This is a genomic window from Cupriavidus sp. PET2-C1 (assembly GCF_054515855.1).
Window position 1 is genome coordinate 1,748,060 of sequence record NZ_CM137259.1, and the last position, 21,545, is coordinate 1,769,604.

At 65.6% G+C, this 21,545-nt stretch carries 15 protein-coding genes and 2 tRNA genes; 9 read left to right on the plus strand and 8 right to left on the minus strand.

Features of this window, described 5'->3' with window-relative positions; genetic code table 11:
- Window positions 1-102 precede the first annotated feature (102 nt).
- The 8 genes from mnmC (at window position 103) to ACX12D_RS08080 (ending at window position 11,297) form a co-directional block, all read left to right on the plus strand.
- A complete protein-coding gene (mnmC, locus tag ACX12D_RS08045; protein ID WP_459373569.1) occupies window positions 103-2,118 on the plus strand; it encodes a bifunctional tRNA (5-methylaminomethyl-2-thiouridine)(34)-methyltransferase MnmD/FAD-dependent 5-carboxymethylaminomethyl-2-thiouridine(34) oxidoreductase MnmC in 2,016 nt (671 codons plus the stop codon).
- 225 nt (window positions 2,119-2,343) lie between these two features.
- On the plus strand, window positions 2,344-3,705 hold the full coding sequence (tig, locus tag ACX12D_RS08050) for a trigger factor (RefSeq protein ID WP_441630808.1): 1,362 nt from the start codon (window positions 2,344-2,346) through the stop codon (window positions 3,703-3,705).
- A gap of 73 nt (window positions 3,706-3,778) precedes the next feature.
- A complete protein-coding gene (gene clpP / locus ACX12D_RS08055; protein ID WP_043345919.1) occupies window positions 3,779-4,429 on the plus strand; it encodes an ATP-dependent Clp endopeptidase proteolytic subunit ClpP in 651 nt (216 codons plus the stop codon).
- A 246-nt stretch (window positions 4,430-4,675) separates the two neighbouring features.
- Window positions 4,676-5,950 (plus strand): ATP-dependent Clp protease ATP-binding subunit ClpX, encoded by a 1,275-nt coding sequence (clpX, locus tag ACX12D_RS08060; RefSeq protein ID WP_006160855.1) that lies wholly within the window; start codon window positions 4,676-4,678, stop codon window positions 5,948-5,950.
- A gap of 249 nt (window positions 5,951-6,199) precedes the next feature.
- Window positions 6,200-8,611: an endopeptidase La gene (gene lon, locus ACX12D_RS08065; protein ID WP_459373965.1), complete on the plus strand. Its 2,412-nt coding sequence runs from the start codon at window positions 6,200-6,202 to the stop codon at window positions 8,609-8,611.
- 282 nt (window positions 8,612-8,893) lie between these two features.
- A tRNA-Val gene (locus ACX12D_RS08070) sits at window positions 8,894-8,969 on the plus strand.
- Window positions 8,970-9,025: 56 nt separating this feature from the next.
- Window positions 9,026-9,102 (plus strand) — tRNA-Asp (locus tag ACX12D_RS08075).
- 245 nt (window positions 9,103-9,347) lie between these two features.
- The gene (locus ACX12D_RS08080; RefSeq protein WP_459373571.1) at window positions 9,348-11,297 is read left to right on the plus strand and encodes a SurA N-terminal domain-containing protein; all 1,950 of its coding nucleotides are present in this window, start codon (window positions 9,348-9,350) and stop codon (window positions 11,295-11,297) included.
- A gap of 72 nt (window positions 11,298-11,369) precedes the next feature.
- Here ACX12D_RS08080 and ACX12D_RS08085 read toward each other — a convergent pair whose 3' ends face one another.
- Window positions 11,370-12,053: an arylesterase gene (locus tag ACX12D_RS08085; RefSeq protein WP_459373572.1), complete on the minus strand. Its 684-nt coding sequence runs from the start codon at window positions 12,051-12,053 to the stop codon at window positions 11,370-11,372.
- Here ACX12D_RS08085 and ACX12D_RS08090 point away from each other — a divergent pair.
- Window positions 12,052-12,750, plus strand: coding sequence for an ABC transporter ATP-binding protein (locus ACX12D_RS08090; protein ID WP_441630817.1), 699 nt, complete (start codon window positions 12,052-12,054; stop codon window positions 12,748-12,750). The two genes, ACX12D_RS08085 and ACX12D_RS08090, sit on opposite strands and share 2 nt — an antisense overlap.
- Window positions 12,751-12,762: 12 nt before the next feature.
- On the opposite strand, the gene pgi is transcribed toward ACX12D_RS08090, so the two are convergent.
- From pgi to ACX12D_RS08125, 7 genes are all read right to left on the minus strand, one after another.
- Window positions 12,763-14,397, minus strand: coding sequence for a glucose-6-phosphate isomerase (gene pgi / locus ACX12D_RS08095; protein WP_459373573.1), 1,635 nt, complete (start codon window positions 14,395-14,397; stop codon window positions 12,763-12,765).
- A 238-nt stretch (window positions 14,398-14,635) separates the two neighbouring features.
- Window positions 14,636-15,601 carry a DMT family transporter gene (locus ACX12D_RS08100; protein ID WP_459373574.1) on the minus strand — a complete coding sequence of 322 codons (966 nt, stop codon included), beginning with the start codon at window positions 15,599-15,601 and terminating at the stop codon, window positions 14,636-14,638.
- Complete coding sequence (locus ACX12D_RS08105) at window positions 15,598-17,223, minus strand: NAD(P)H-hydrate dehydratase (RefSeq protein WP_459373575.1); 1,626 nt, start codon at window positions 17,221-17,223, stop codon at window positions 15,598-15,600. The genes ACX12D_RS08100 and ACX12D_RS08105 overlap by 4 nt, the downstream gene beginning before the upstream one ends.
- A 2-nt stretch (window positions 17,224-17,225) precedes the next feature.
- On the minus strand, window positions 17,226-18,515 hold the full coding sequence (locus ACX12D_RS08110) for a D-amino acid dehydrogenase (RefSeq protein ID WP_459373577.1): 1,290 nt from the start codon (window positions 18,513-18,515) through the stop codon (window positions 17,226-17,228).
- A gap of 13 nt (window positions 18,516-18,528) precedes the next feature.
- Window positions 18,529-19,839, minus strand: coding sequence for a TRAP transporter large permease (locus ACX12D_RS08115; protein WP_459373578.1), 1,311 nt, complete (start codon window positions 19,837-19,839; stop codon window positions 18,529-18,531).
- Window positions 19,839-20,390 (minus strand): TRAP transporter small permease subunit, encoded by a 552-nt coding sequence (locus tag ACX12D_RS08120; RefSeq protein WP_459373579.1) that lies wholly within the window; start codon window positions 20,388-20,390, stop codon window positions 19,839-19,841. Before ACX12D_RS08120 ends, ACX12D_RS08115 begins: the two co-directional genes overlap by 1 nt.
- 169 nt (window positions 20,391-20,559) lie before the next feature.
- The gene (locus ACX12D_RS08125) at window positions 20,560-21,522 is read right to left on the minus strand and encodes a TRAP transporter substrate-binding protein (RefSeq protein ID WP_441630916.1); all 963 of its coding nucleotides are present in this window, start codon (window positions 21,520-21,522) and stop codon (window positions 20,560-20,562) included.
- Window positions 21,523-21,545: the final 23 nt, after the last annotated feature.

A 21,545-nucleotide genomic window follows, 5' to 3' on the forward strand; every position in this document is an offset into this window, starting at 1 on the left:
CAGTGCATTCCGCGTCTGACGTTCCTGCGCATTTCCCGTTCTCCCGACGCTTGTCACCTTGTCACCCTGTCACCTTCACGTTGTCACCTTGTTGCCTTGTCCATGTCACGCAGCCTAGATCTCGCCGAGCCCGCTTTTTCCGCGTCAGGCTTGCCATACTCGCCGCGCTACGACGAGGCCTATCACGGCAATGAGGAGGGCCTGGAGCGGGCCCGTCACGTCTTCCTTGCCGGCAACGGCTTGCCGCAGGCCTGGGGCGGGCGCGACCAGTTCGTGATTGTGGAGGCCGGCTTCGGGTTGGGGCTGAACTTCCTGGCAACCTGGCAGGCATGGCGTGACGATCCCAAGCGTTGCCGGCGGCTCCACTTTGTGTCGATCGAGAAGCATCCGTTCGCGAGCGAGGGGCTTGCCGCGATGCATGCCAGCCTTGGCGCGCTGGCACCGCTGGCCGCCGAGTTGAGGGCCGCATGGCCGCTGGCGCTGCCCGGCCTGCACCGGCTGGAATTCGAGGGTGGGGCGGTTGCGCTGACGCTGGCGTTTGGCGATATCGCCGCCGTGCTGCCGCGGCTGGTGCTGGGGGCGGACGCCTTCTGCCTGGATGGTTTTTCGCCAGCCCGCAATTCCGATATGTGGCAGCCGCAGTTGATGAAGCGGCTGGCCCGGCTGGCGCGCCCGGGGGCCACGCTGGCCACGCATGTGGCCGACAGTGTCTTCCAGCAAGGTTTGCAAGCAGCCGGCTTCGTGGCCAGTTCCGCACCGGGGTATGGCTCAGAGCCACCGATGACCGTGGCGCGCTTTCCTGTCATGCGTGGCACGCGGCGGCAGCCGCCGCCATCCGCCGCGGCGTGGCCCGAGCGGCACGCGATCGTCATCGGCGCCGGCCTGGCCGGCTGCGCGGTCACTGAGAGGCTGGCCGCGCGTGGCTGGCGCGTGACCTTGTTCGATGCCCATGACGGCCCGGCGCAGCTGACATCCTCCCACCGCGCCGCCGCCATGCATCCGCACTTGTCCTCGGATGACAGCATCCTGTCGCGCCTGTCGCGCGCCGGCAACCTGCAGGCCCTGCGGACCTGGGCGGGGCTGGCGGCGGCGGGGCATGCGCCCGGCTGGCAGGGCTGCGGCGTGCTGCAGACCGGTGCGGGTGTTGCGGACGCGGATATCCAGCGGGCGGCCCTTGCCGCCCTGGGCTTTCCGGAGGATTTCGCGCGGTGGATGAGCGCCGAGGAAGCCGCCAGCCGGCATGGCGCGCCTGTGCCCCACGGCGGGCTGTGGTTCGGGCAGGGCGGCTGGGCGCCGCCGCCCGAGATCTGCCGCGCGCAGCTGGCGCGGGCCGGGACGGCGGTAACGGCGCGCTACGGCAGCCGGGTCGCGCGGCTGGCGCGTGTGGCGGATGGCTGGCAGGCGCTGGACGAGGCGGGCACGGTGATGGCCGCGGCGCCGGTGGTGGTCGTGGCCAACGCCTACGAGGCGCTGCGCTTGCTCGCGCTGCGCCATATGACGATCGAACGGGTGCGCGGCCAGCTCACCACGCTGGAGCCGGCAGAGCTGGCGCGCCTTGGGCAATGGCCTGATTGCGTGGTCACCGGCACCGGCTACCTGCTGCCGCGCGCCGCGGACGGCACCGCGCGCATCGGTTCCAGCTACGAGCCGGATGCGCAGGAATCCGGCGCGCTGGATGAGCGCCCCGCTGTGCACGCCGAGAACCTGGCCCGGCTTGGCGCATTGCTGCCGGCGCTTGCCGGCTCGGCCGCCAGCCTGGACCCGGCAATGCTCAGAGGGTATGTGGGCGTGCGCAGCGTCTCGCACAACCGCCTGCCGCTGATCGGCCGCGTGGCCGACGAGGCGCAGGCGGCGCGGGACGCCGCGGCGCTCAGCGGGGCACGACTAAGGGATATCCCTCGGCAGCCGGGGCTTTACGCGGCACTTGCATATGGCTCGCGCGGCCTCACCTGGGCCGCATTGGGGGCGGAATTGCTGGCCAGCCAGATCGAAGGGGAGCCATTGCCGCTCGAACTCGAGCTGGCCGAGGCCATCGATCCGGCACGGCTGCTGGTGCGCGCCTTGCGCCAGGGGACCGTGGCCAGCGGCGATGTGCCCGCCGAGCCGGTTCCCGGGTAAAAACTGCCGGAACCGAATGAAAACCGTGCGATAATCCCCGTTTTCCGTTTGCGTGGACCTGCGCCCGGATGCTCTGGAAACGCCATTTTTTGCGCGTGTCCGCTGCGTGCGATGCGGTTCGCGTGCCGGGTATCGGCATTTGCCGTCGCTTTGCCTGTGTCTTCTCGGGCACGCGAGCGGGGTGCGCTTACGAACACAACAACACTCTGGATTGGATCAACGACCATGTCGAATGTCATTGAAAACCTTGGCAAACTGGACCGCAAGGTGACCCTGGCCATTCCCAAGGCCGAAGTCGAAAAGGAAAAGCTGGAACGTCTGGTTCGCCTGTCGAAGACGGTGAAGATGTCCGGTTTCCGTCCCGGCAAGGTACCGATGAAGATGGTCGAGAAGCAATACGGCCAGCAAGTCGAGTTCGAAGTGCGCTTCGACAAGGCTGCCCGCAAGTTCTTCGACATCACCAAAGAACAAGACGTCAAGGTTGCCGGCCAGCCGAAGTTCGAAGTCAAGACCGACGGCGTGAGCGAAGACGAAGTGGCCTTCGACGCGACCTTCGAGGTCTATCCGGAAGTCAAGCTGGGTGACCTGGCTGGTGCCGAAGTGACCCGCACCAAGACCGAAATCAGCGATGCCGAAGTCGACAAGACCATCGACATCCTGCGCAAGCAGCGCGTGCATTACCACACCCGTGGCGAAGCCGGCGAGCACGGCGACGGCGGTGCGGAAGTGGCCGCCCAGAACGGCGACCGCGTGACCCTGGACTTCGTCGGCAAGATCGACGGCGTGGAATTCCCCGGTGGCAAGGCTGACGACTTCGCCTTCGTGCTGGGCGAAGGCCGCATGCTGCCCGAGTTCGAGCAAGCCGCACTGGGCCTGAAGGTTGGCGAGAGCAAGACTTTCCCGCTGGCGTTCCCCGAGGACTATCACGGCAAGGACGTGGCCGGCAAGACTGCCGAGTTCACCGTCACGCTCAAGAAGATCGAGTGGGCGCACCTGCCGGAAGTGAACGACGAGTTCGCCAAGTCGCTGGGCATCGCCGACGGCAGCGTCGAGAAGATGCGCGCCGACATCCGCGAAAACCTGGAGCGCGAAGTCAAGCGCCGCACGCACGCCATGCTGAAGGACCAGGTCATGGACGCGCTGTTGAAGGCGAGCGAGCTGGAAGTGCCGAAGGCCCTGATCGAGCAAGACCAGGAGCGCCTGGTGGAAATGGCGCGTCGCGACCTGGAGCAACGCGGCATGCCGAACGCCAAGGACATGCCCATCCCGGCCGAAATGTTCACGCAGCAAGCCGAGCGCCGCGTCAAGCTGGGCCTGATCCTGGCCGAGATCGTCAAGGCTCACGGCCTGGACGCCAAGGCAGACCAGATCAAGGCCGAGATCGAAGACTTCGCCAAGAGCTACGAAGACCCGAAGGAAGTCATGCGCTGGTACTACGGTGACCAACAGCGCCTGGCCGAGATGGAGGCCTACGTGCTCGAAAACAACGTGGTAAATTTCGTGTGCGACAAGGCCAAGGTCACCGACAAGACGGTGTCCTTCGAGGAACTGACTGCCGAAGGCAACAACCAGCCTCAGCAGGCCTGAGCCTGGCCCGTGGCCGGCGCGCGTGGCGCGTTGGCCGCAGCCTTGTCTCTTACCGAACTCCAGGAGAACTTGCATGACCCGCAATGATTTGCTTGACCGTCTGGCCACCACGCAGGCCTCCGCCCTGGAAACGCAGGGACTGGGGCTGGTGCCGATGGTGGTTGAGCAGTCCGGTCGGGGCGAGCGCGCCTATGACATCTATTCGCGCCTGTTGAAGGAGCGTCTGATTTTCATGGTCGGCGAAGTCAACGACCAGACCGCTAACCTGGTGGTCGCCCAGTTGCTGTTCCTGGAAAGCGAAAATCCCGACAAGGACATCTCGCTCTACATCAACTCGCCGGGTGGCTCGGTGTCGGCTGGCCTTGCCATCTACGACACCATGCAGTTCGTCAAGCCGGACGTGGCCACGCTGTGCATGGGCATGGCAGCCAGCATGGGTGCCTTCCTGCTGTCGGCTGGCGCCAAGGGCAAGCGTTCGGCGCTGCCCAACTCGCGCATCATGATCCACCAGCCGCTGGGCGGCGCGCGCGGCCAGGCCTCGGACATCGAGATCCAGGCCCGCGAGATCCTGTACCTGCGCGAGCGGCTCAACACGATCCTGTCGGAAGTCACCGGCCAGCCGGTCGACAAGATTGCCCGCGACACCGATCGCGACAATTTCATGAGCGGCGAGCAGGCAGTGGACTACGGCCTGATCGACAAGGTGCTCGCCCGCCGTGCCTGACAGACCGGCCCGGCTGCCGCAAGGCGGGCCGGGCAGGGGCCGGGTGGCGATCCTTCGGGTATCGCCGCCCGGCCGCAACGAAGAAGGCTATACAGAAACGAGGCCTTGTGCCTCGTTTTTTGCTTTTGCCCCACAGCTTGGGGGTCTACCCGCCGCGCCATTTTTTTTGGCGTATGATGCGTTTGAAGCGTATCCCCGCAGCGCTCCGGCACTGCGGCACGCACACTGCTAATGTGACTGATTCCTATGGCGGATAAAAAAGGTTCATCCAGCGAGAAGCTCCTTTACTGCTCGTTCTGCGGCAAGAGCCAGCACGAGGTAAAGAAGCTCATCGCGGGCCCGTCGGTGTTCATTTGCGACGAATGCATCGACCTGTGCAACGAGATCATCCGCGACGAGGCTGCTGCATCCGACAAGGACGCGGGGGCCTCGGCCAAGTCCGATCTCCCCACCCCGCACGAGATCCGCGAAAGCCTGGATCAATACGTGATCGGGCAGGAGCAGGCCAAGAAGATCCTGGCCGTAGCGGTGTACAACCACTACAAGCGCCTGAAGCACCTCGGCAAGAAGGACGACGTCGAGTTGTCCAAGAGCAACATCCTGCTGATCGGTCCCACCGGTTCGGGCAAGACGCTGCTGGCGCAAACGCTGGCGCGCCTGCTCAATGTGCCGTTCGTGATCGCCGATGCCACCACGCTGACCGAAGCCGGCTATGTCGGCGAGGACGTGGAAAACATCATCCAGAAGTTGCTGCAGAACTGCAACTACGAGGTGGAAAAGGCACAGCGCGGCATTGTCTACATCGATGAGATCGACAAGATCTCGCGCAAATCCGACAACCCGTCCATCACCCGCGATGTCTCCGGTGAAGGCGTGCAGCAGGCCCTGTTGAAGCTGGTCGAAGGCACCATGGCTTCGGTGCCCCCGCAAGGCGGCCGCAAGCACCCGAACCAGGACTTCCTGCAGGTGGATACCACCAACATCCTGTTTATCTGCGGCGGTGCGTTCGATGGCCTCGAAAAGGTCATCATGCAGCGTTCGGACAAGACCGGTATCGGTTTTGCCGCGCAGGTGCAGAGCAAGGAAGAGCGCGAGGCCAGCGAAGTGCTGCCGCAGGTCGAGCCGGAAGACCTGATCAAGTTCGGGTTGATCCCGGAACTGATCGGCCGCCTCCCGGTGGTGGCTACGCTGGCCAAGCTGGACGAAGCCGCGCTGATGCAGATCCTGGTCGAGCCGAAGAACGCGCTGATCAAGCAGTACCAGAAGCTGCTGGCGATGGAAGGCGTTGAGCTGGAAATCCGCCCGGCCGCGCTCTCCGCGATTGCCCGCAAGGCAATCCGCCGCAAGACCGGTGCACGTGGCCTGCGTTCGATCCTCGAACAATCGCTGATGGATGTGATGTACGACCTGCCTAACTACAAGGGCGTGCAAAAGGTGGTGATCGATGAGAACACCATCACCGGGGACGCTCCGCCGTTGCTGATGTACGAGGAACAGCCTAAGGTGGCTGGTTCGAACTGACGCGAACGCCGGCGCTTATGACGATGCCAGGCCGGCAGCGAGTCCTGAGAGGCCGTTCGCGAAAAGCGAGCGGCTTTTTTTCTTCATTTTCGTAAAACGAAGGGGAGGAAACGGGGGTATGCTGTTTGGACGGGTCTTGCAAGTGCGGGGAGCAGCATTTTGCAACTAGCATCGAATCGCGCGCAAAGGATGTCTTGCAATCGATTCATGAGACCCAATTTACGCCTAAATGACTGACTGGGGAAAATGATGTCCGGAACACAACTCCTCCCGGCTGAGCCGATTCGCTTGCCACTGTTGCCGCTGCGCGACGTGGTGGTGTTTCCGCACATGGTGATCCCACTGTTCGTGGGACGTCCGAAGTCCATCAAGGCGCTAGAAACTGCGATGGAGGCGGGCAAGAGCATCATGCTTGTGGCCCAGAAAACGGCGGCCAAGGATGAGCCGACCGCCGACGACCTCTATGAGGTGGGCTGCATCGCCAACATCCTGCAAATGCTCAAGCTGCCCGACGGCACCGTCAAGGTGCTGGTGGAAGGCACGCAGCGCGCGAATATCCGCGAAGTGAGCGAAGACGAATCGCACTTCATGTGCGAAGCCGTGCCCGTGCCGCCGGGCCCGGTCGAGACCGCCGAGACGGAGGCGCTGCGCCGCGCCATCGTGTCGCAGTTCGACCAGTACGTAAAGCTGAACAAGAAGATCCCGCCCGAGATCCTGACGTCGCTGTCGGGCATCGACGAGCCGGGTCGCCTGGCCGACACCATCGCCGCGCATCTGCCGATCAAGCTCGAGCAGAAGCAGAAGATCCTGGAGATGGTGAATGTCACCGAGCGCCTGGAGAGCCTGCTGTCGCAGCTCGAAGGCGAGATCGACATCCTGCAGGTGGAAAAGCGCATCCGTGGCCGCGTCAAGCGCCAGATGGAGAAGAGCCAGCGCGAGTACTACCTCAACGAGCAGGTCAAGGCCATCCAGAAGGAACTGGGCGAGGGCGAAGAAGGCGCCGACCTGGAAGAACTCGACAAGCGCATCAAGGCTGCGCGCATGCCGAAGGAAGCCAAGAAAAAGGCCGACGCCGAATTCAAGAAGCTCAAGCTGATGTCGCCGATGTCGGCGGAAGCCACGGTCGTGCGCAACTATATCGACACGCTGGTCAACCTGCCGTGGCGCAAGAAGAGCAAGGTCAACAACGACCTCACCAACGCCGAGCGCGTGCTGGATGAAGACCACTACGGTCTCGAGAAGGTCAAGGAACGCATCCTTGAGTATCTTGCGGTGCAACAGCGCGTGGACAAGGTGAAGGCGCCGATCCTCTGCCTGGTTGGGCCCCCCGGCGTGGGCAAGACCTCGCTCGGGCAGTCTGTTGCACGTGCCACGAACCGCAAGTTCGTGCGCATGGCGCTGGGTGGCGTGCGCGACGAGGCCGAGATCCGTGGCCACCGTCGTACGTACATCGGCTCGATGCCCGGCAAGATCCTGCAAAGCCTGGCCAAGGTCGGCGTGCGCAATCCGCTCTTCCTGCTCGACGAGATCGACAAGATGGGCATGGATTTCCGCGGCGATCCGTCGTCGGCATTGCTCGAAGTGCTGGATCCGGAGCAGAACCACACGTTCCAGGACCATTACATCGAGGTCGATTTCGACCTGTCCGATGTGATGTTCGTGGCGACCTCCAATTCGCTCAACATTCCGCCTCCGTTGCTGGACCGGATGGAAGTGATTCGCCTGTCGGGTTACACCGAGGAAGAAAAGGTCAACATCGCCCAGCGCTACCTGCTGCCCAAGCAGATCAAGAACAATGGCCTGAAGCCCGGCGAGATGGAAGTGAATGAAGACGCCCTGCGCGACATCATTCGCTACTACACGCGGGAAGCGGGCGTGCGTTCGCTCGAGCGTGAAGTGTCGAAGATCGCCCGCAAGGTGGTGAAGCTGCTGCTGCTCAAGAAGGAAACCGGCACGGTCAAGGTCGCGTCCGAGAACCTGGACAAGTTCCTTGGCGTGCGCAAGTACGACTTCGGGCTGGCCGGCAAGGAAAACCAGGTGGGCCAGGTGACCGGTCTGGCGTGGACGGAAGTGGGCGGCGATCTGCTGACCATCGAAGCCGCGATCATGCCGGGCAAGGGCAACATCACCCGCACCGGTTCGCTGGGCGACGTGATGAAGGAGTCGGTCGAGGCAGCACGTTCGGTGGTGCGCTCGCGGGCACGTCGTCTGGGCATCACGGACGAGATGTTCGAGAAGCGTGACATCCACATCCACGTGCCTGAAGGCGCCACCCCCAAGGATGGCCCTTCGGCAGGCGGTGCGATGACCACGGCGCTGGTGTCGGTGCTCACGGGCATTCCGGTGCGCGCTGACGTGGCCATGACCGGTGAGATCACGCTGCGCGGCGAAGTCCTGCCGATCGGTGGCCTCAAGGAGAAACTGCTCGCGGCGCATCGCGGCGGTATCAAGCTGGTGCTGATCCCCGAAGAGAACGTGAAGGATCTCGCGGAGATTCCGGACAACGTCAAGAACGCCATCGAGATCATCCCGGTGCGCTGGATCGACAAGGTCCTGGAACTCGCGCTCGAGCGCAAGCCCGAGCCTCTGCCTGAAGAAGTGGCCAAGCCTGCCGATGTGGCGGACAAGGGCGCTGCCAAGGTCGAGATGATTCATCACTGATGATGTCTCGCTGATGCTGCCGTAGCTTCCTGGCAGCGCATGAAAAACGCCGCGGGTGTCCCCCGCGGCGTTTTTCTATTTTGTCTCCTGTTCCGCCTGCGATCCGTGCCACCTTGCGCAAGGTGCAGGTGCATTTTCCGGCCTGTAAAAATGCCTGCGAAGAATACTTGGCAAAACGCCAAAGGCTGTATTACACTTGCGCCCTCGCAACGCAAACAGCAGTAATTACTCTGATATGTGCGCGGCGATGCTTGCAGCATGCAGTGCGGCTGCGGTACGAGCGGGTGCTTAGCTCAGTTGGTAGAGCGGCGCCCTTACAAGGCGTAGGTCGGGGGTTCGAGCCCCTCAGCACCCACCATCGCTCCTGCCGCAAGACAAGCCCGACACACGGATGCATCCTGCAACACCGATTCAGGAGTGGTAGTTCAGTTGGTTAGAATACCGGCCTGTCACGCCGGGGGTCGCGGGTTCGAGTCCCGTCCACTCCGCCAAACAAGCAGTCAGCAAAACGGGCCCTTAGTGGCCCGTTTTGCTTTTTGCGCATCGCATCGCTTTACCCATTCCGCGCTCCGTTCTTGATCAAACCGGCTCCGGCTTGCAGTGTCCCGGAGCACCCGTCCGGCAAGGGCAGATATGGCTCGCCAATTGCGCCGCAGGGCTGCAAATCGCGTGAAGCCTGCCGCTCCTGATAGAATCCCGGAGTTTGCCGTTCGTACAACCCTTTTCCTGAGTCAGCATGCTTGATTTCGTACGCAACAACCGGCGCTTGATGCTTTTGCTGCTGCTGGTGCTTGTCTTCCCGTCGTTTGTGTTCTTCGGCGTGGAGAGCTACTCGCGTTTCATGGACAGCTCGCACGACCTTGCCAAGGTCGACGGCCGCGCTATCACGGCGCAAGAAGTGGATAACGTGGTGCGTGACCAGAGCGAGCGCATGCGCCAGATGCTTGGCACGAACTACGACCCGCGCCAGTTCGAAGGCGCGCAGGCACGCCAGCAGGTGCTCGACCAGCTGATCCTGCAGCGCGTGGTAGCGGATGAGGTGGCCAAGAAGCACCTGACCGTTTCCAATGAACGCTTGCTCGAGACGATCAGCAGCATTCCCGCCATCGCCCAGTTGCCGAAGAAGACAGACGGCACGATCGACGACAAGGCCTACGTCGGCCTGCTGGCCCAGCAAGGCATGACGCCCGAGCAGTTCGACGCCCGCATGCGTTTCGACCTGGCCACGCAGCAGCTCAGCTCCTCGGTTGGCGCTACCGCCTTCGTGCCGAAGTCCTTGCTGGACCGCCTGATCGCCATTCGCGACCAGCAGCGCGACGTGCAGGCGCTGCAGATCAAGCCGGCCGATTTTACCGCCAAGGTCAATCCGGATGACGCCGCGCTGAAGGCGTACTACGAAAGCCACAAGGCAGCGTTCTCGGTGCCCGAGCAAGCCAAGGTCGAATACCTGGTGCTGTCGGCCGACGCGCTGGCCGCCTCGACGCCGGTCACGCCCGAAGAGCTCAAGTCCTACTACGACAGCAACATCGCGCGCTTTCGCACCGACGAGCAGCGCCGCGCCAGCCACATCCTGATTGGCTCGCCCAAGGATGCCCCGGCCGCGGAGCGCCAGGCCGCCAAGGAAAAAGCCACCAAGCTGCTCGAGGACCTGCGCAAGCATCCCGAGACGTTTGCCGACGTGGCCCGCAAGCAGTCGCAGGACCCGGGCTCGGCGGAGAAGGGCGGCGACCTCGGCTTCATGGGCCGTGGCGCGCTGGTCAAGCCGTTTGAAGACGCGATGTATGCGCTCAAGGATGGCCAGATCAGCGACGTGGTCGAGACCGACTACGGCTATCACATCATCAAGCTCACCGGCATCAAGCCGGCCGAGACCAAGCCGCTTGACCAGGTCCGTACCGAACTGGAAGTGGAGTTGCGCAAGCAACTCGCCGCCAAGAAGTACACCGAACTGGCCGACACGTTTGGCAATACGGTCTATGAACAGTCCGACAGCCTCAAGCCGGCTGCCGACAAGTTCAAGCTGACGATCCAGAGCGCCGACAACGTGACCCGCCAGCCGAACCCGGCCCTGGGCGCGCAAAACCCGCTCAATAACGAGAAGCTGCTCAAGGCGCTGTTCAGCGATGAATCCGTCAAGAACAAGCGCAACACCGAGGCCGTGCAGGTTGGCCCCACCACGCTGGTGGCGGCGCGCATCGTCGACTACCGCCCGGCCACGGTGCGCAAGTTCGAAGACGTGCAGGCCAAGGTGCGTGAAGGCTATATCGCGCAGCAGGCAGCCGAGCTTGCCGCCAAGGCAGGCGCTGAACGTCTTGACGCGTTGAAGAAGAGCGGCGGCGCCGACGGCTTCGGCGCATCGGTAACCGTCTCGCGTGCCAAGGCCGACGGCCTGGCACCGAAGGCGGTGGAAGCCGTGATGCGTGCCGATACCGCCAAGCTGCCCGCGTATGTCGGCGTGGATCTGGGTGCCGACGGCTACGCGATCTATCGCATCGGCAAGGTCAGCCAGCCTGCGCAGGCGGATGCCGCGCAGCGCCAGGGCGAGGCGCAGCAACTGGGCCAGATGCTGGGCCAGAGCCAGCTGGAAGCCTTCTACGAAGGCCTGAAGGACCGGGCCAAGGTGAAGCTGCTCAAGCCCGCTGCCACGACGGAAGCGGCTCCGGCCAGCGGCGCTGGCGCGCAGTAATACTGCCGCTCGCAGCCATAAAGAGAAAGGCGCCTTCGGGCGCCTTTCTCTTTATGGCAAAGCCGCCGACAACTACCGGGCAGCTGTCTCGGCCGCTGGTGCCTTCAGCAAGGGCTTGAGCTGCGGCCAGACGGTATCGAGCAGCGTGCCCTGCGCCTGCGCCGTGGGATGGAGGCGGTCCGCCTGGAACCACTCTGGCTTGGCGATGACTTGCTCCAGCAGGAAGGGCACCAGCCGGAGCTTGTACTCGCCGGCCAGCTTGGGGTAGATCGAGAAGAATCGCTCGGTGTAGTCCAGCCCGTAGTTGGGCGGGATGCGCATGCCCACCAGCAGCACGCTGGCCTTGGCTTGCTGCGCGCTGGTGACGATGCTGCGCAGGTTGGCCTCGGTGGTCTGCAGCGGCAGGCCGCGCAAGGCATCGTTGGCGCCCAGCTCCACGATGACCACGGCCGGATGGTGCCTTGCCAGCAGGTCGGGCAAGCGCGTCTTGCCGCCCACCGTGGTCTCGCCGCTGACGCTGGCGTTCACGACGCTATAATCGAAACGTTCCTCCCGCAGCCGCGCCTCCATCAGCTTGACCCAGCCTGTATTGCGGGCCAGGCCATACTCGGCGGACAGGCTGTCGCCCAGCACCAGGATGGCGGGCGTTGCCGCCCGCGCCATCGACGCCGTGGCCGGCACCATCGCGGGCAGCAGCGTGGTCACGCACACCGCCAGCGCCAGTTTTCGCCAACCGCACCAGAACTTCTTGCTCATGTCTTCATCCATTCTTGCAGTCGAGTCATTAGGAAAGACCGTAGCCGACACGACAGGTTCGCTGACGATTTTGCACGACGTGACGTTTTCCGTCACGCCCGGAGAAACGCTGGCCATTGTGGGCGCATCCGGCTCGGGCAAATCAACCCTGCTGGGCTTGCTGGCAGGCCTGGACCTGCCCACCACGGGCACCGTCAAGCTCAACGGGCAGGACCTGTTCCAGCTCGACGAAGACCAGCGGGCAGCGCAGCGCGGGCGCCATGTGGGTTTTGTGTTCCAGTCGTTCCAGCTGGTCGGGCACCTGAGCGCCCTGGAAAACGTCATGTTGCCGCTGGAGTTGCGCGGAGAGACCGCGGGCGTGCGCGAGCGCGCCGCCGACATGCTGGCCCGCGTGGGGCTGAGCGGGCGCCTTTCCCACTATCCGCGCACGCTCTCCGGCGGCGAGCAGCAGCGCGTGGCGCTGGCGCGGGCGTTTGTGGCCCGGCCCGACATCCTCTTTGCCGATGAGCCTACCGGGAGCCTGGATACGGCCACCGGGGAGGCCGTGATTGCGCTGATGTTCGAGCTGAACCGCGATGCCGGTTCCACCCTGGTGCTGGTCACGCACGATCGCTCCGTTGCGGCCCGTTGCGGCCGCATCCTGACCATCGAAGCCGGACGGGTTGCCAGCGACGAGTGGATGACCGCGCCGGTTTGATAAAACGCTGCGTCAGGCGCTGCCGAGCGCCGCGCGCGCGCGCGCAATCAGGCTGCCGGTCGATGCATCGTGCTGCCCGGCGGCGGCACTTGCCGCATTGTTAAGCTCGCCCTCGATCGGCTTGGCCAGGATCTTGCCGAGCTCCACGCCCCATTGGTCGAACGAGTTGATGTTCCAGACCACGCCTTGCACGAAGGTGCGGTGTTCGTAGAGCGCGATCAGCGCGCCGAGCGTATGCGGCGTGATGTCTTCCATCAGCAGCGTGTTGCTCGGCCGGTTGCCCTCGAACACCATGTGGGCGATACGGATCTCGTCGGTGAGGCCCGTGGCGCGCAGTTCCTCGGCCGTGCGCCCGAGCATCAGCGCCTCGGCCTGGGCAAAGCAGTTGGCCAGCAGCTTGGCGTGATGGCCGGGCAGCAGGCGCGGCGGGCGCAGCGGCGCCACGAAATCCACCGGCACGATCTGCGAGCCCTGGTGGATCAGCTGGAAATAGGCGTGCTGGCCGTTGGTGCCGGCGGAGCCCCAGACCACCGGTGCGGTATGGGCACGCACGTGGCGGCCGTCAAGCTGCACCGATTTGCCGTTGCTCTCCATTTCCAGCTGCTGCAGGAAGGCAGGGAACAATTCGAGCGAGGTGGAGTACGGCGCCATGCAGCTGGTCGGCATGCCGAAGAAGTTGCGGTACCAGATGCCGAGCATGCCCAGCACCACGGGCATGTTCTGCGCCAGCGGCGCGCTGCTGAAATGCGCATCCATGGCGCGGCCACCGATCAGCAGGTCTTCAAACGCGTCGAAGCCCACCGCTAGCGCAATCGACAGTCCGACCGAGGACCACAGCGAGAAACGCCCGCCGATCCAGTCCCAGAATTCGAACATGTGCGCCGGGTCGATGCCGAAGGCGCGCACCGCCTCCACATTGGTCGACACCGCGGCAAAATGGCTGGCCAGCTGGTCCAGGGCCACGCCTTTGTCGAGGAACCACTGGCGCGCGCTGCAGGCGTTGGCCATGGTCTCGAGCGTGGTGAAGGTCTTGGAGCAGACGATCACCAGGGTTTGCTCGGGGTCGAGCCGGTCCAGGCATTCGGCCAGTTCGGTGCCGTCCACGTTGGAGACGAAATGCATGCGCGGGCCGCTGCCGGCCAGGTGCGAGAGCGCGCGGCACACCATGCGCGGGCCCAGGTCCGAGCCGCCGATGCCGATGTTGATGACATCGGTGATGCGCTTGCCGGTGAAGCCGGTCCAGTCGCCGCTGCGCACGCGCTGCGAGAACACGCGCATGCGGTCCAGCACGGCGTGGATGGCGGGCATGACGGGCTTGCCGTCGACCTTGAACGTTGCGCCGGCACTGGCGCGCAGCGCGATGTGCAGGACCGCGCGGTCCTCGGTGGCGTTGATGTGGTCGCCGGCGAACATGGCATCGCGGCGTTTGGGCACGCCAGCTTCATCCGCCAGTTGCATCAGCAATGCCATGGTCTGCGGCGTGATGCGGTTCTTGGAGTAATCGAGATACAGGCCTGCGGCTTCCAGCGAGAACTGCTCGACGCGTTGTTCCGCGGAGCCGGCGGCAAACCACTCGCGCATCGGCGTTTCGCGAATGGCGTCGTGGTGTTGCAGAAGGGAGTGCCAGGCGTGGAGGTCTGTGGGCATGCGTGCGGAAATCTTTGAAGGACAGCGCGGAAGTACCGTGTCAAGCTTGGTGTTTCCGCTAGATATCAATGCTCCCCGGCAGCCAGCCCGGCTGGCCTTGCGCAACGGTCAGGAGCGTCTCAAGTATAACGCGCCCGTCTGGCACGACTCGGCGTTTTGGCGGCAAAAGACGGCATTAGTGCTTCCGAGGGGATCGATCGCCGGGCGCATTCCTTCGCGCGCCGGCGCTGTGCTCCCGTCAGCCGGGGCGCCCGAGCCGGCGCGCGACCGCCCGCAGCGCTGACTCGCCCCCCGCCACGCACACCCCGCCCACGCAGATCACCGCCACGCCGAGCGCGGTGATCCAGTCCGGCAACTGGCCGAACGCCAGGTAGCCGATGGTCGTCGCCGACAGGATCTGCAGGTAGAGGAAGGGGCTGAGGAACGACGCATCCGCGTACTGGAACGCGCGAATCACAAAATAGTGGCCAATCGAGCCGGTGATGCCGGTGCTCAGCAGGAGCACGGCTTGCAGCGGCGTGGGTGCCGCTTCGAACCAGAAGAAGGGCACCAGCAGCGTGGTCAGGACGGCGCCGGTCACGCCGCTCTGGATCAAGGTGGTCATGGGCGCGTCATGGGCGGCAATGCGCCGCGTCAGCATCTGCATCAGCGCGAACACCAGTGCCGACAACAAGCCCAGCGCAATGCCGGCCCCGCTCAGCTCGCCGCCGGGGCGCACCACGATCAGCATGCCGACGAAGCCGATAGCCACGCCGCTCCAGCGGCTGACGCGCGCATGCGCGCTCGGGCGCTCGCCCAGCAGCCAGGGCGACAACGCCACCACGAACAGCGGCGCGCAGAAATTCAGCGCCGTGGCCTCGGCCAGCGGCATCAGCTTGAGCACGCTGAAGAACACCAGCGTCGAGACCAGCATCATCCCCCCGCGCAGCCACTGCAGGCCCGGCTTCGCGGGGCGCCATTGCTGGCGCAAGCGCGCCGGCCCCAGCAGCAGGAAGATCGCGGCCACATGGCCCACGTAGCGTACCCAGGCCACGCCCACCACCGGCAGGCCCTGCTGGGTCAGCGTCTTGCTGCTGGCATCCAGCAGGCTGAGGATCCATTGGCCGAGCACCAGCAGGGCCACGCCGGTGAGCAGCTGGCGCCGGGCCGGCGAGCGGCTGGCGGCGGCCTGCAGGCGGGCGCCGCTATCCGTCGCCTTGCTCATGCCTGCTGCGCCCGCAGCAGGGCATTGAACAGGTCGCGCACCGGCAGGTAGAGCTCGCTCGCGGTCAGGCCGGCGGGGCCGGTGCCCTGCGCCACCAGGTGGTCGGCGGCGCGCCCGTGCAGCCAGACCGCAGCCTGCGCGGCTTGCAGCGCCGGCATGCCCTGGGCCAGCAGAGCGCCGATCATGCCGGCCAGCACGTCGCCGGTGCCGGCGGTGGCCAGCCCGGCATTGCCGGTCGGGTTGATCGATAACGACACGCTGCCGAGCGCATCCGGTGGCGACGCGATCACCGTGCCCGAGCCCTTGAGCACGACCACGGCCTGCCACTGGGCCGCCAGCGAGCGCGCCGCCGTCAGGCGGTCACGCTGGATCTCGGCCACGCTGATGCCGGACAGGCGCGCGGCTTCGAGCGGGTGCGGCGTCATCACGCGCACCGGCGGGCCGCCGCCAAGCATGGCGGCAAGCGCGGGGTCCGCGGCCAGCAGGTTCAGCGCATCGGCATCCAGCACCAGCGCGGGCGGCTCGGTGGCGGCCACGCTGGCTTGCAGCAACTGCGCCAGCTGCTTGCGCGCCGCCGTGCCTGTGCCCATGCCCGGGCCGATCACCAGCGCGGACATATTGGTCAGCTCGATCTCCGCGATCGGGTGCAGCATCAGCTCCGGGTGCACGGGGTCGATTAGCGGCGCGGGCTGCGCCAGGAAGGCGATGTGCACGCGCCCGGCGCCAAGGTGCTGCGCGGCACGCGCGCCAAGCAGCGGTGCGCCGGTCATGCCGATGCCGCCGCCGATCACGGCGAGCGAGCCGAACGTGCCCTTGTTGGTGGCATGGCGCCGCGTGGGCAGCGCCGATGCGAACGACGCCGGCACGTTGACCGTGGCGCAGGCAGGCTGGGCCGGCGGATAGTTCAGGCCGAGCGGGGCGATATCTACCTCGCCCGCGCAATCGCGCCCGTCGAGCGTGAGCAGGCCCGGCTTGGCGCCGATGAAGGTGAGAGTGCGCGAAGCGCGTACCGCCGGCGCGCCGGCGCCGGTATCGGCGAACAGCCCGCTCGGGATATCGAGCGAGAACACGGGCAGCCGGGACTCGGCAAGGTGCGCGATCCACTGCGCCGTGAAGCCATCGGCGGTGCGGTTCAGGCCAATGCCGAGCAAGCCGTCGACCAGCGCGCAGGTGTCCGGGGGAAACGGCGGCAGGGTGCCATGGCAGGCGGACTCCGGCATGGCGTGCAGTATCACGCCAGCCGCGCGCGCCTCCAGCCAGGCTCGCCCGGCGTCGGCGGGCAGGCGATCGGGCTCGGCCGTCAGCCACACCTGGACCTGGCGCCCGGCCTGGTGCAGGCGGGTGGCGGCCACCAGCGCGTCGCCGCCGTTGTTGCCCGGGCCGGCCAGCAGCAGCAGCGGGCCCGCGGGCGCGTGGTGCGCCAGCCAGGCCGCCGCCGCGGTGCCGGCCCGGGACATCAGCGCGAAGGCGGGCAGGCTGGCCATGGCGGCCGCTTCGATGTGGCGGATGGCCGCCACGTCGTACAGCGGGATCGCGCTGGCGCTTGCCGCGTCCAGCGGGAGCCAGGCATCGTCGGGCGGCGCAGCGGCAAGCGTGGGAGACGTCGGGGCAGAGCTTTGCATGGTCAGCGTGGGCCTAAGCCGTAGCGGTCGGGGGTCAGGCCATCCAGGTCGATGCCGGGGCGATTGCCTGCGATCAGGTCGGCGGCAATGCGCCCGGAGCCGCATGCCATCGCCCAGCCGGTGGAGCCGTGGCCCAGGTTGAGGTACAGCCCGGGCACGGCCGTGGCGCCGATCAGCGGCGGGCCATCGGGCAGCATCGGGCGGGCGCCGGCCCACAGCGTGGCCGTGCCATAGTGGCCTGCAACCGGGAACCAGTCGCGCGCCACCTTGAGCAAGGTGTTGATGGCTGCGGGGCGCAGGTCGAGCTTGCGCGAGCCGAGCTCGGCGGTGCCGGCAATACGCAGGCGGTTGCCCATGCGGGTGATGGCGACCTTGTAGGACTCGTCCATCAGCGCGCCCAGCGGCGCCTGCAGCTCGTCGCTGACCTGCACGGTGGCGGAATAGCCTTTGACGGGGTAGAGGGGGATGCGCAGGCCCAGCGGGCGCAGCAGCGCGGCGCTGGCTATGCCTGCACTGACCAGCACGCGATCGGCGGTGAGTGTTTCGCGCGCGCTGCGGGCATCGCCGGCACCGGTGCCGCGCAGGTCAAGCGAGAGCTTGCCGCCCGGCAACGGCCGCAGGGCGCTGGCGTCGCTGTCCATGAGAAAGCGCACGCCCGCGGCCTCGGCGAGCACGCGCAGCCGGCGCACGAACATCGGGCAGTTGCCGGATTCGTCCTCGGGAAGGTGCAGCCCGCCGGCCAGCGGCGTGTCGGTGGTCAGGCCAGGCTCGATGCGCCGGCAGCCGTCGGCGTCGACCAGCCGGTGCGGCACCTTGTGCTCGCGCAGCAGGGCCAGCGCCGGCTCGGCGAGGTCCCGGTCGCGCTGGGTACGGAACAGCTGCAGGTAGCCTTGAGATTGCTCGTAGTCGATCTGGAGCTGGCCGCGCAGCGCATGCAGGCACTCCCGGCTGTAGAAGGCCAGGCGCTGCATGCGCAGCTTGTTGATGCGGTAGCGCTCCAGCGTGCATTCGCCCAGCCAGCGCGCGATCCAGCGCCACATGGCCGGATCGGCGCTGGGCCGGAACAGCACGGGCGAGGTGCTGGCGAAGAGGTTGCGCAGCACCTTGCCCGGCATGCCGGGCGCCGCCCAGGGGGTGACATAGCCCGGCGCGATCACGCCGGCATTGCCGAAGCTCGACTCCTGCGCAGGCGCCGCGCGGCGCTCGACCACGGTTACGTCGAAGCCAGCCTCGCGCAGGTACCACGCGGAGCACACGCCGATGACACCGGCGCCGATGACGATCACATGCATGGCGCTCCGTAGATTACTTCAGCTCTTTTTGCATCACCACATCGGGCAGCCAGGTGACGATCTGCGGCCACACCGTGACGATGCCGATGGCCACCACCATCATCATGAAGAACGGCAGCGAGACCCGCGCTATGTAGTTACTGTCCTTGCCAGTCATGCTCTGCAGCACAAACAGGTTGAACCCTACGGGTGGCGTCACCTCGGCGATCTCCACCAGCAGCACGATGAATATCCCGAACCATACCAGATCGAAGCCCGCGGCCTGCACCATCGGCAGCACCGTGGCGGTGGTCAGCGCGATCATGGAAATGCCATCGAGCGCGGTGCCCAGCAGGATGTAGATCACGGTCAGCACGGCGATCAGCGCCCAGGGCGACAGGTGCATCGAGGCCACCCATTCCGCCAGCGCGCGCGGAATGCCCGTAAAGCTCATGGTCACCGACAGGAACGAGGTCGCACCCAGCACGAACATGATCATGGCGGTCAGCCGGGTGGCCGACATCAGGCTTTCCCAGAATGCCTTGCGCGTGAGCGAGCCGCCCACCCACGCCAGCGCCAGCGACACCACCACGCCGTAGGCGGCCGCTTCCGTGGCGGTGGAGTAGCCGGTGATCATGATCCAGGTGATAAAGGCGATCAGCACGATGCACGGCATCAGCTGGCGGATCGAGGCGAGCCGCGAGCGCCAGTTGAAGATTTCTGCCTTCGGCGTCTTGTCCGGGTTCGACAGCGCCCACACCACGATGTAGCCGGAGAACAGCAGCATCAGCAGCAACCCGGGCAGGAAGCCGGCCAGGAACACGCGGATGATCGACACATCGGCCGAGACCGCGTAGACCACCATGGTGATCGATGGCGGGATCAGGATGCCGAGCGTGCCGGCGCACGACAGCGAGCCCAGCGTCACGCGCTCATCGTAGCCGCGCCGGGTCAGCTCGGGCAGCGCCGACTTGGCGATGGTGGCGCAGGTGGCGGCGGACGAGCCCGACACCGAACCGAAGATGCCGCAGCCCAGGATGTTGACGTGCATCAGGCGCCCGGGGAGCCAGTTCAGCCAAGGCGAGAGCCCGTTGAACATCTGCTCGGACAGCTTGGTGCGAAACAGTATCTCGCCCATCCACACAAAGAGCGGCAGCGAGGCCAGGGTATACGACGCGCTGGACGACCACCACGCATTGGCCAGGTTGACCAGCGCATCGCGATCGGCAAACACCACCAGCCCCACCCAGGAGGTGACGGCAATGGCTACGGGAATCCACGCGCCGATGACCAGGAAGCCGATCATCACCACCAGCAGGATCAGGGAAATCAGGACGGTGCTCATCAGACGGTCTCCCCGAAGTCGCCGGCGGCCAGCTTGGCTTCCTGCGCCAGCTGGTAGCGCGGCTTTTGCTTGCGCGCCACGCGCAACAGTTCGTCCAGCACCGCCAGCATGAAGCCGGCGCAGCCCAGCACCGCAAAGCTCTGCGGAATCCACAGCGGCACGACGATCTGGCCCTGCGACACATCGCCGATCTCCCAGCTCTGCCAGGCGAAGCTGAACAAGGCCCAGGTCGCATAGGCGGCGAACACCACGCAGATGGTCAGCGAGATCAGCTCCAGCCACCAGCGCACGCGCGGCTTGACGGCCTCCAGCAGCATTTCCACGCGGACGATGCCGCCGTGCTGGAAGGTCTGGCCCAGTACCAGGAAGGCGGAGGCGGCGCACAGCCATGCAACGATATCGTCGCCGCCCTTGAAGATAAACGTGGTCTCGCGCGAGAACGACATCAGGATCATGATGAGGCAGACCCCGAGGATGCACAGCGCGCCGAGCACGGCGAACAGGTCAAGCAGCCGGTCCAGCCAGCGCTTGTTGACGGAAGTGGCTTCCATGGCGAGTGGGGAGGGTTGATGCGGTGAAAAAGAGGGTGCGGGAGGCTTGCGGCAGCAAGGCCAAGGCGGCGGGCAACGCCGCCGTGGCCGGATACGGATCGCTTGTTTCTCGCTAGGGCGCCAACTACAGCATTGGCTACGGCGCAAACTACGGCAATGACGGCAACGCCTACTTCTTGTATGCGTCCAGGATGGCCTTGCCGTCGTCGCCGGCGCCCTTGGCCCATTCGTCCACCATCACCTGGCCAAGCTTCTGCATGTCTTGCTTCAACTGGGGCGAGGGCGGCTGCACCGCCATGCCGTTCTTGCCGAGCACGGCCAGGTATTCACGCGTCTTTTGCTCCGAGATCTGCCAGCCGCGCTTCTCGGCTTCGGCCACCGTCTTGAGCAGGGCGTCCTGGGTTGGCTTGTCCAGCGCGGCGAAGGACTTCTTGCTGACCACCAGCATGTTCTTCGGCAGCCAGGCATCGACGGTGTAGAAGTACTTCACGCTCTCCCAGACTTTGGTGTCCACACCCGTGGCGCCCGAGGACATGAACGAATTGACGGTGCCGGTGGCGAGCGCCTGCGCCAGGTCGGCGGCCTGGATGGTGACCGGCTGCGCGCCCACCAGTTCGGCGATCTTGGAGGTGGCGGGGTTATACGCGCGCCACTTCAGGCCTTTCATGTCGGCCGCGGCGTTGATCGGCTTGTTGGCGTAGATGCCTTGCGGCGGCCAGGCCACCGCGTACAGCAGCTTCATGCCTTGCTTGTCCAGCACCTTGTCGGTGACCGCGCGCGAGGCTTGCCACAGCTTGTAGGAGTCCTGGTAGCTGGTCGCCAGGAAGGGCACCGCATCCACGCCGAATACCGGGTTCTCGTTGGCCAGCAGCGACATCAGGATCTCGCCCATCTGCACCTGGCCGGTCTGCACGCCGCGCTTGATCTCGTTGGCCTTGAGCAGTGAGCCGTTGGGATGGATCACGATCTTGAGCTTGCCGCCCGTGGCCTTCTCCACATCGGTGGCCATCTGCTGCAGGTTTTCGGTGTGGAGGTTGCTCACCGGGTAGCCGGTTGGCAGGTCCCATTTGGTGTCCGCCTGCGCGGCCGGCGTCATCACGGCAGCGGTGGCAAGCACCCCGCCCAGCAACATGCACTTCAGTGTGGCCTTCCCTT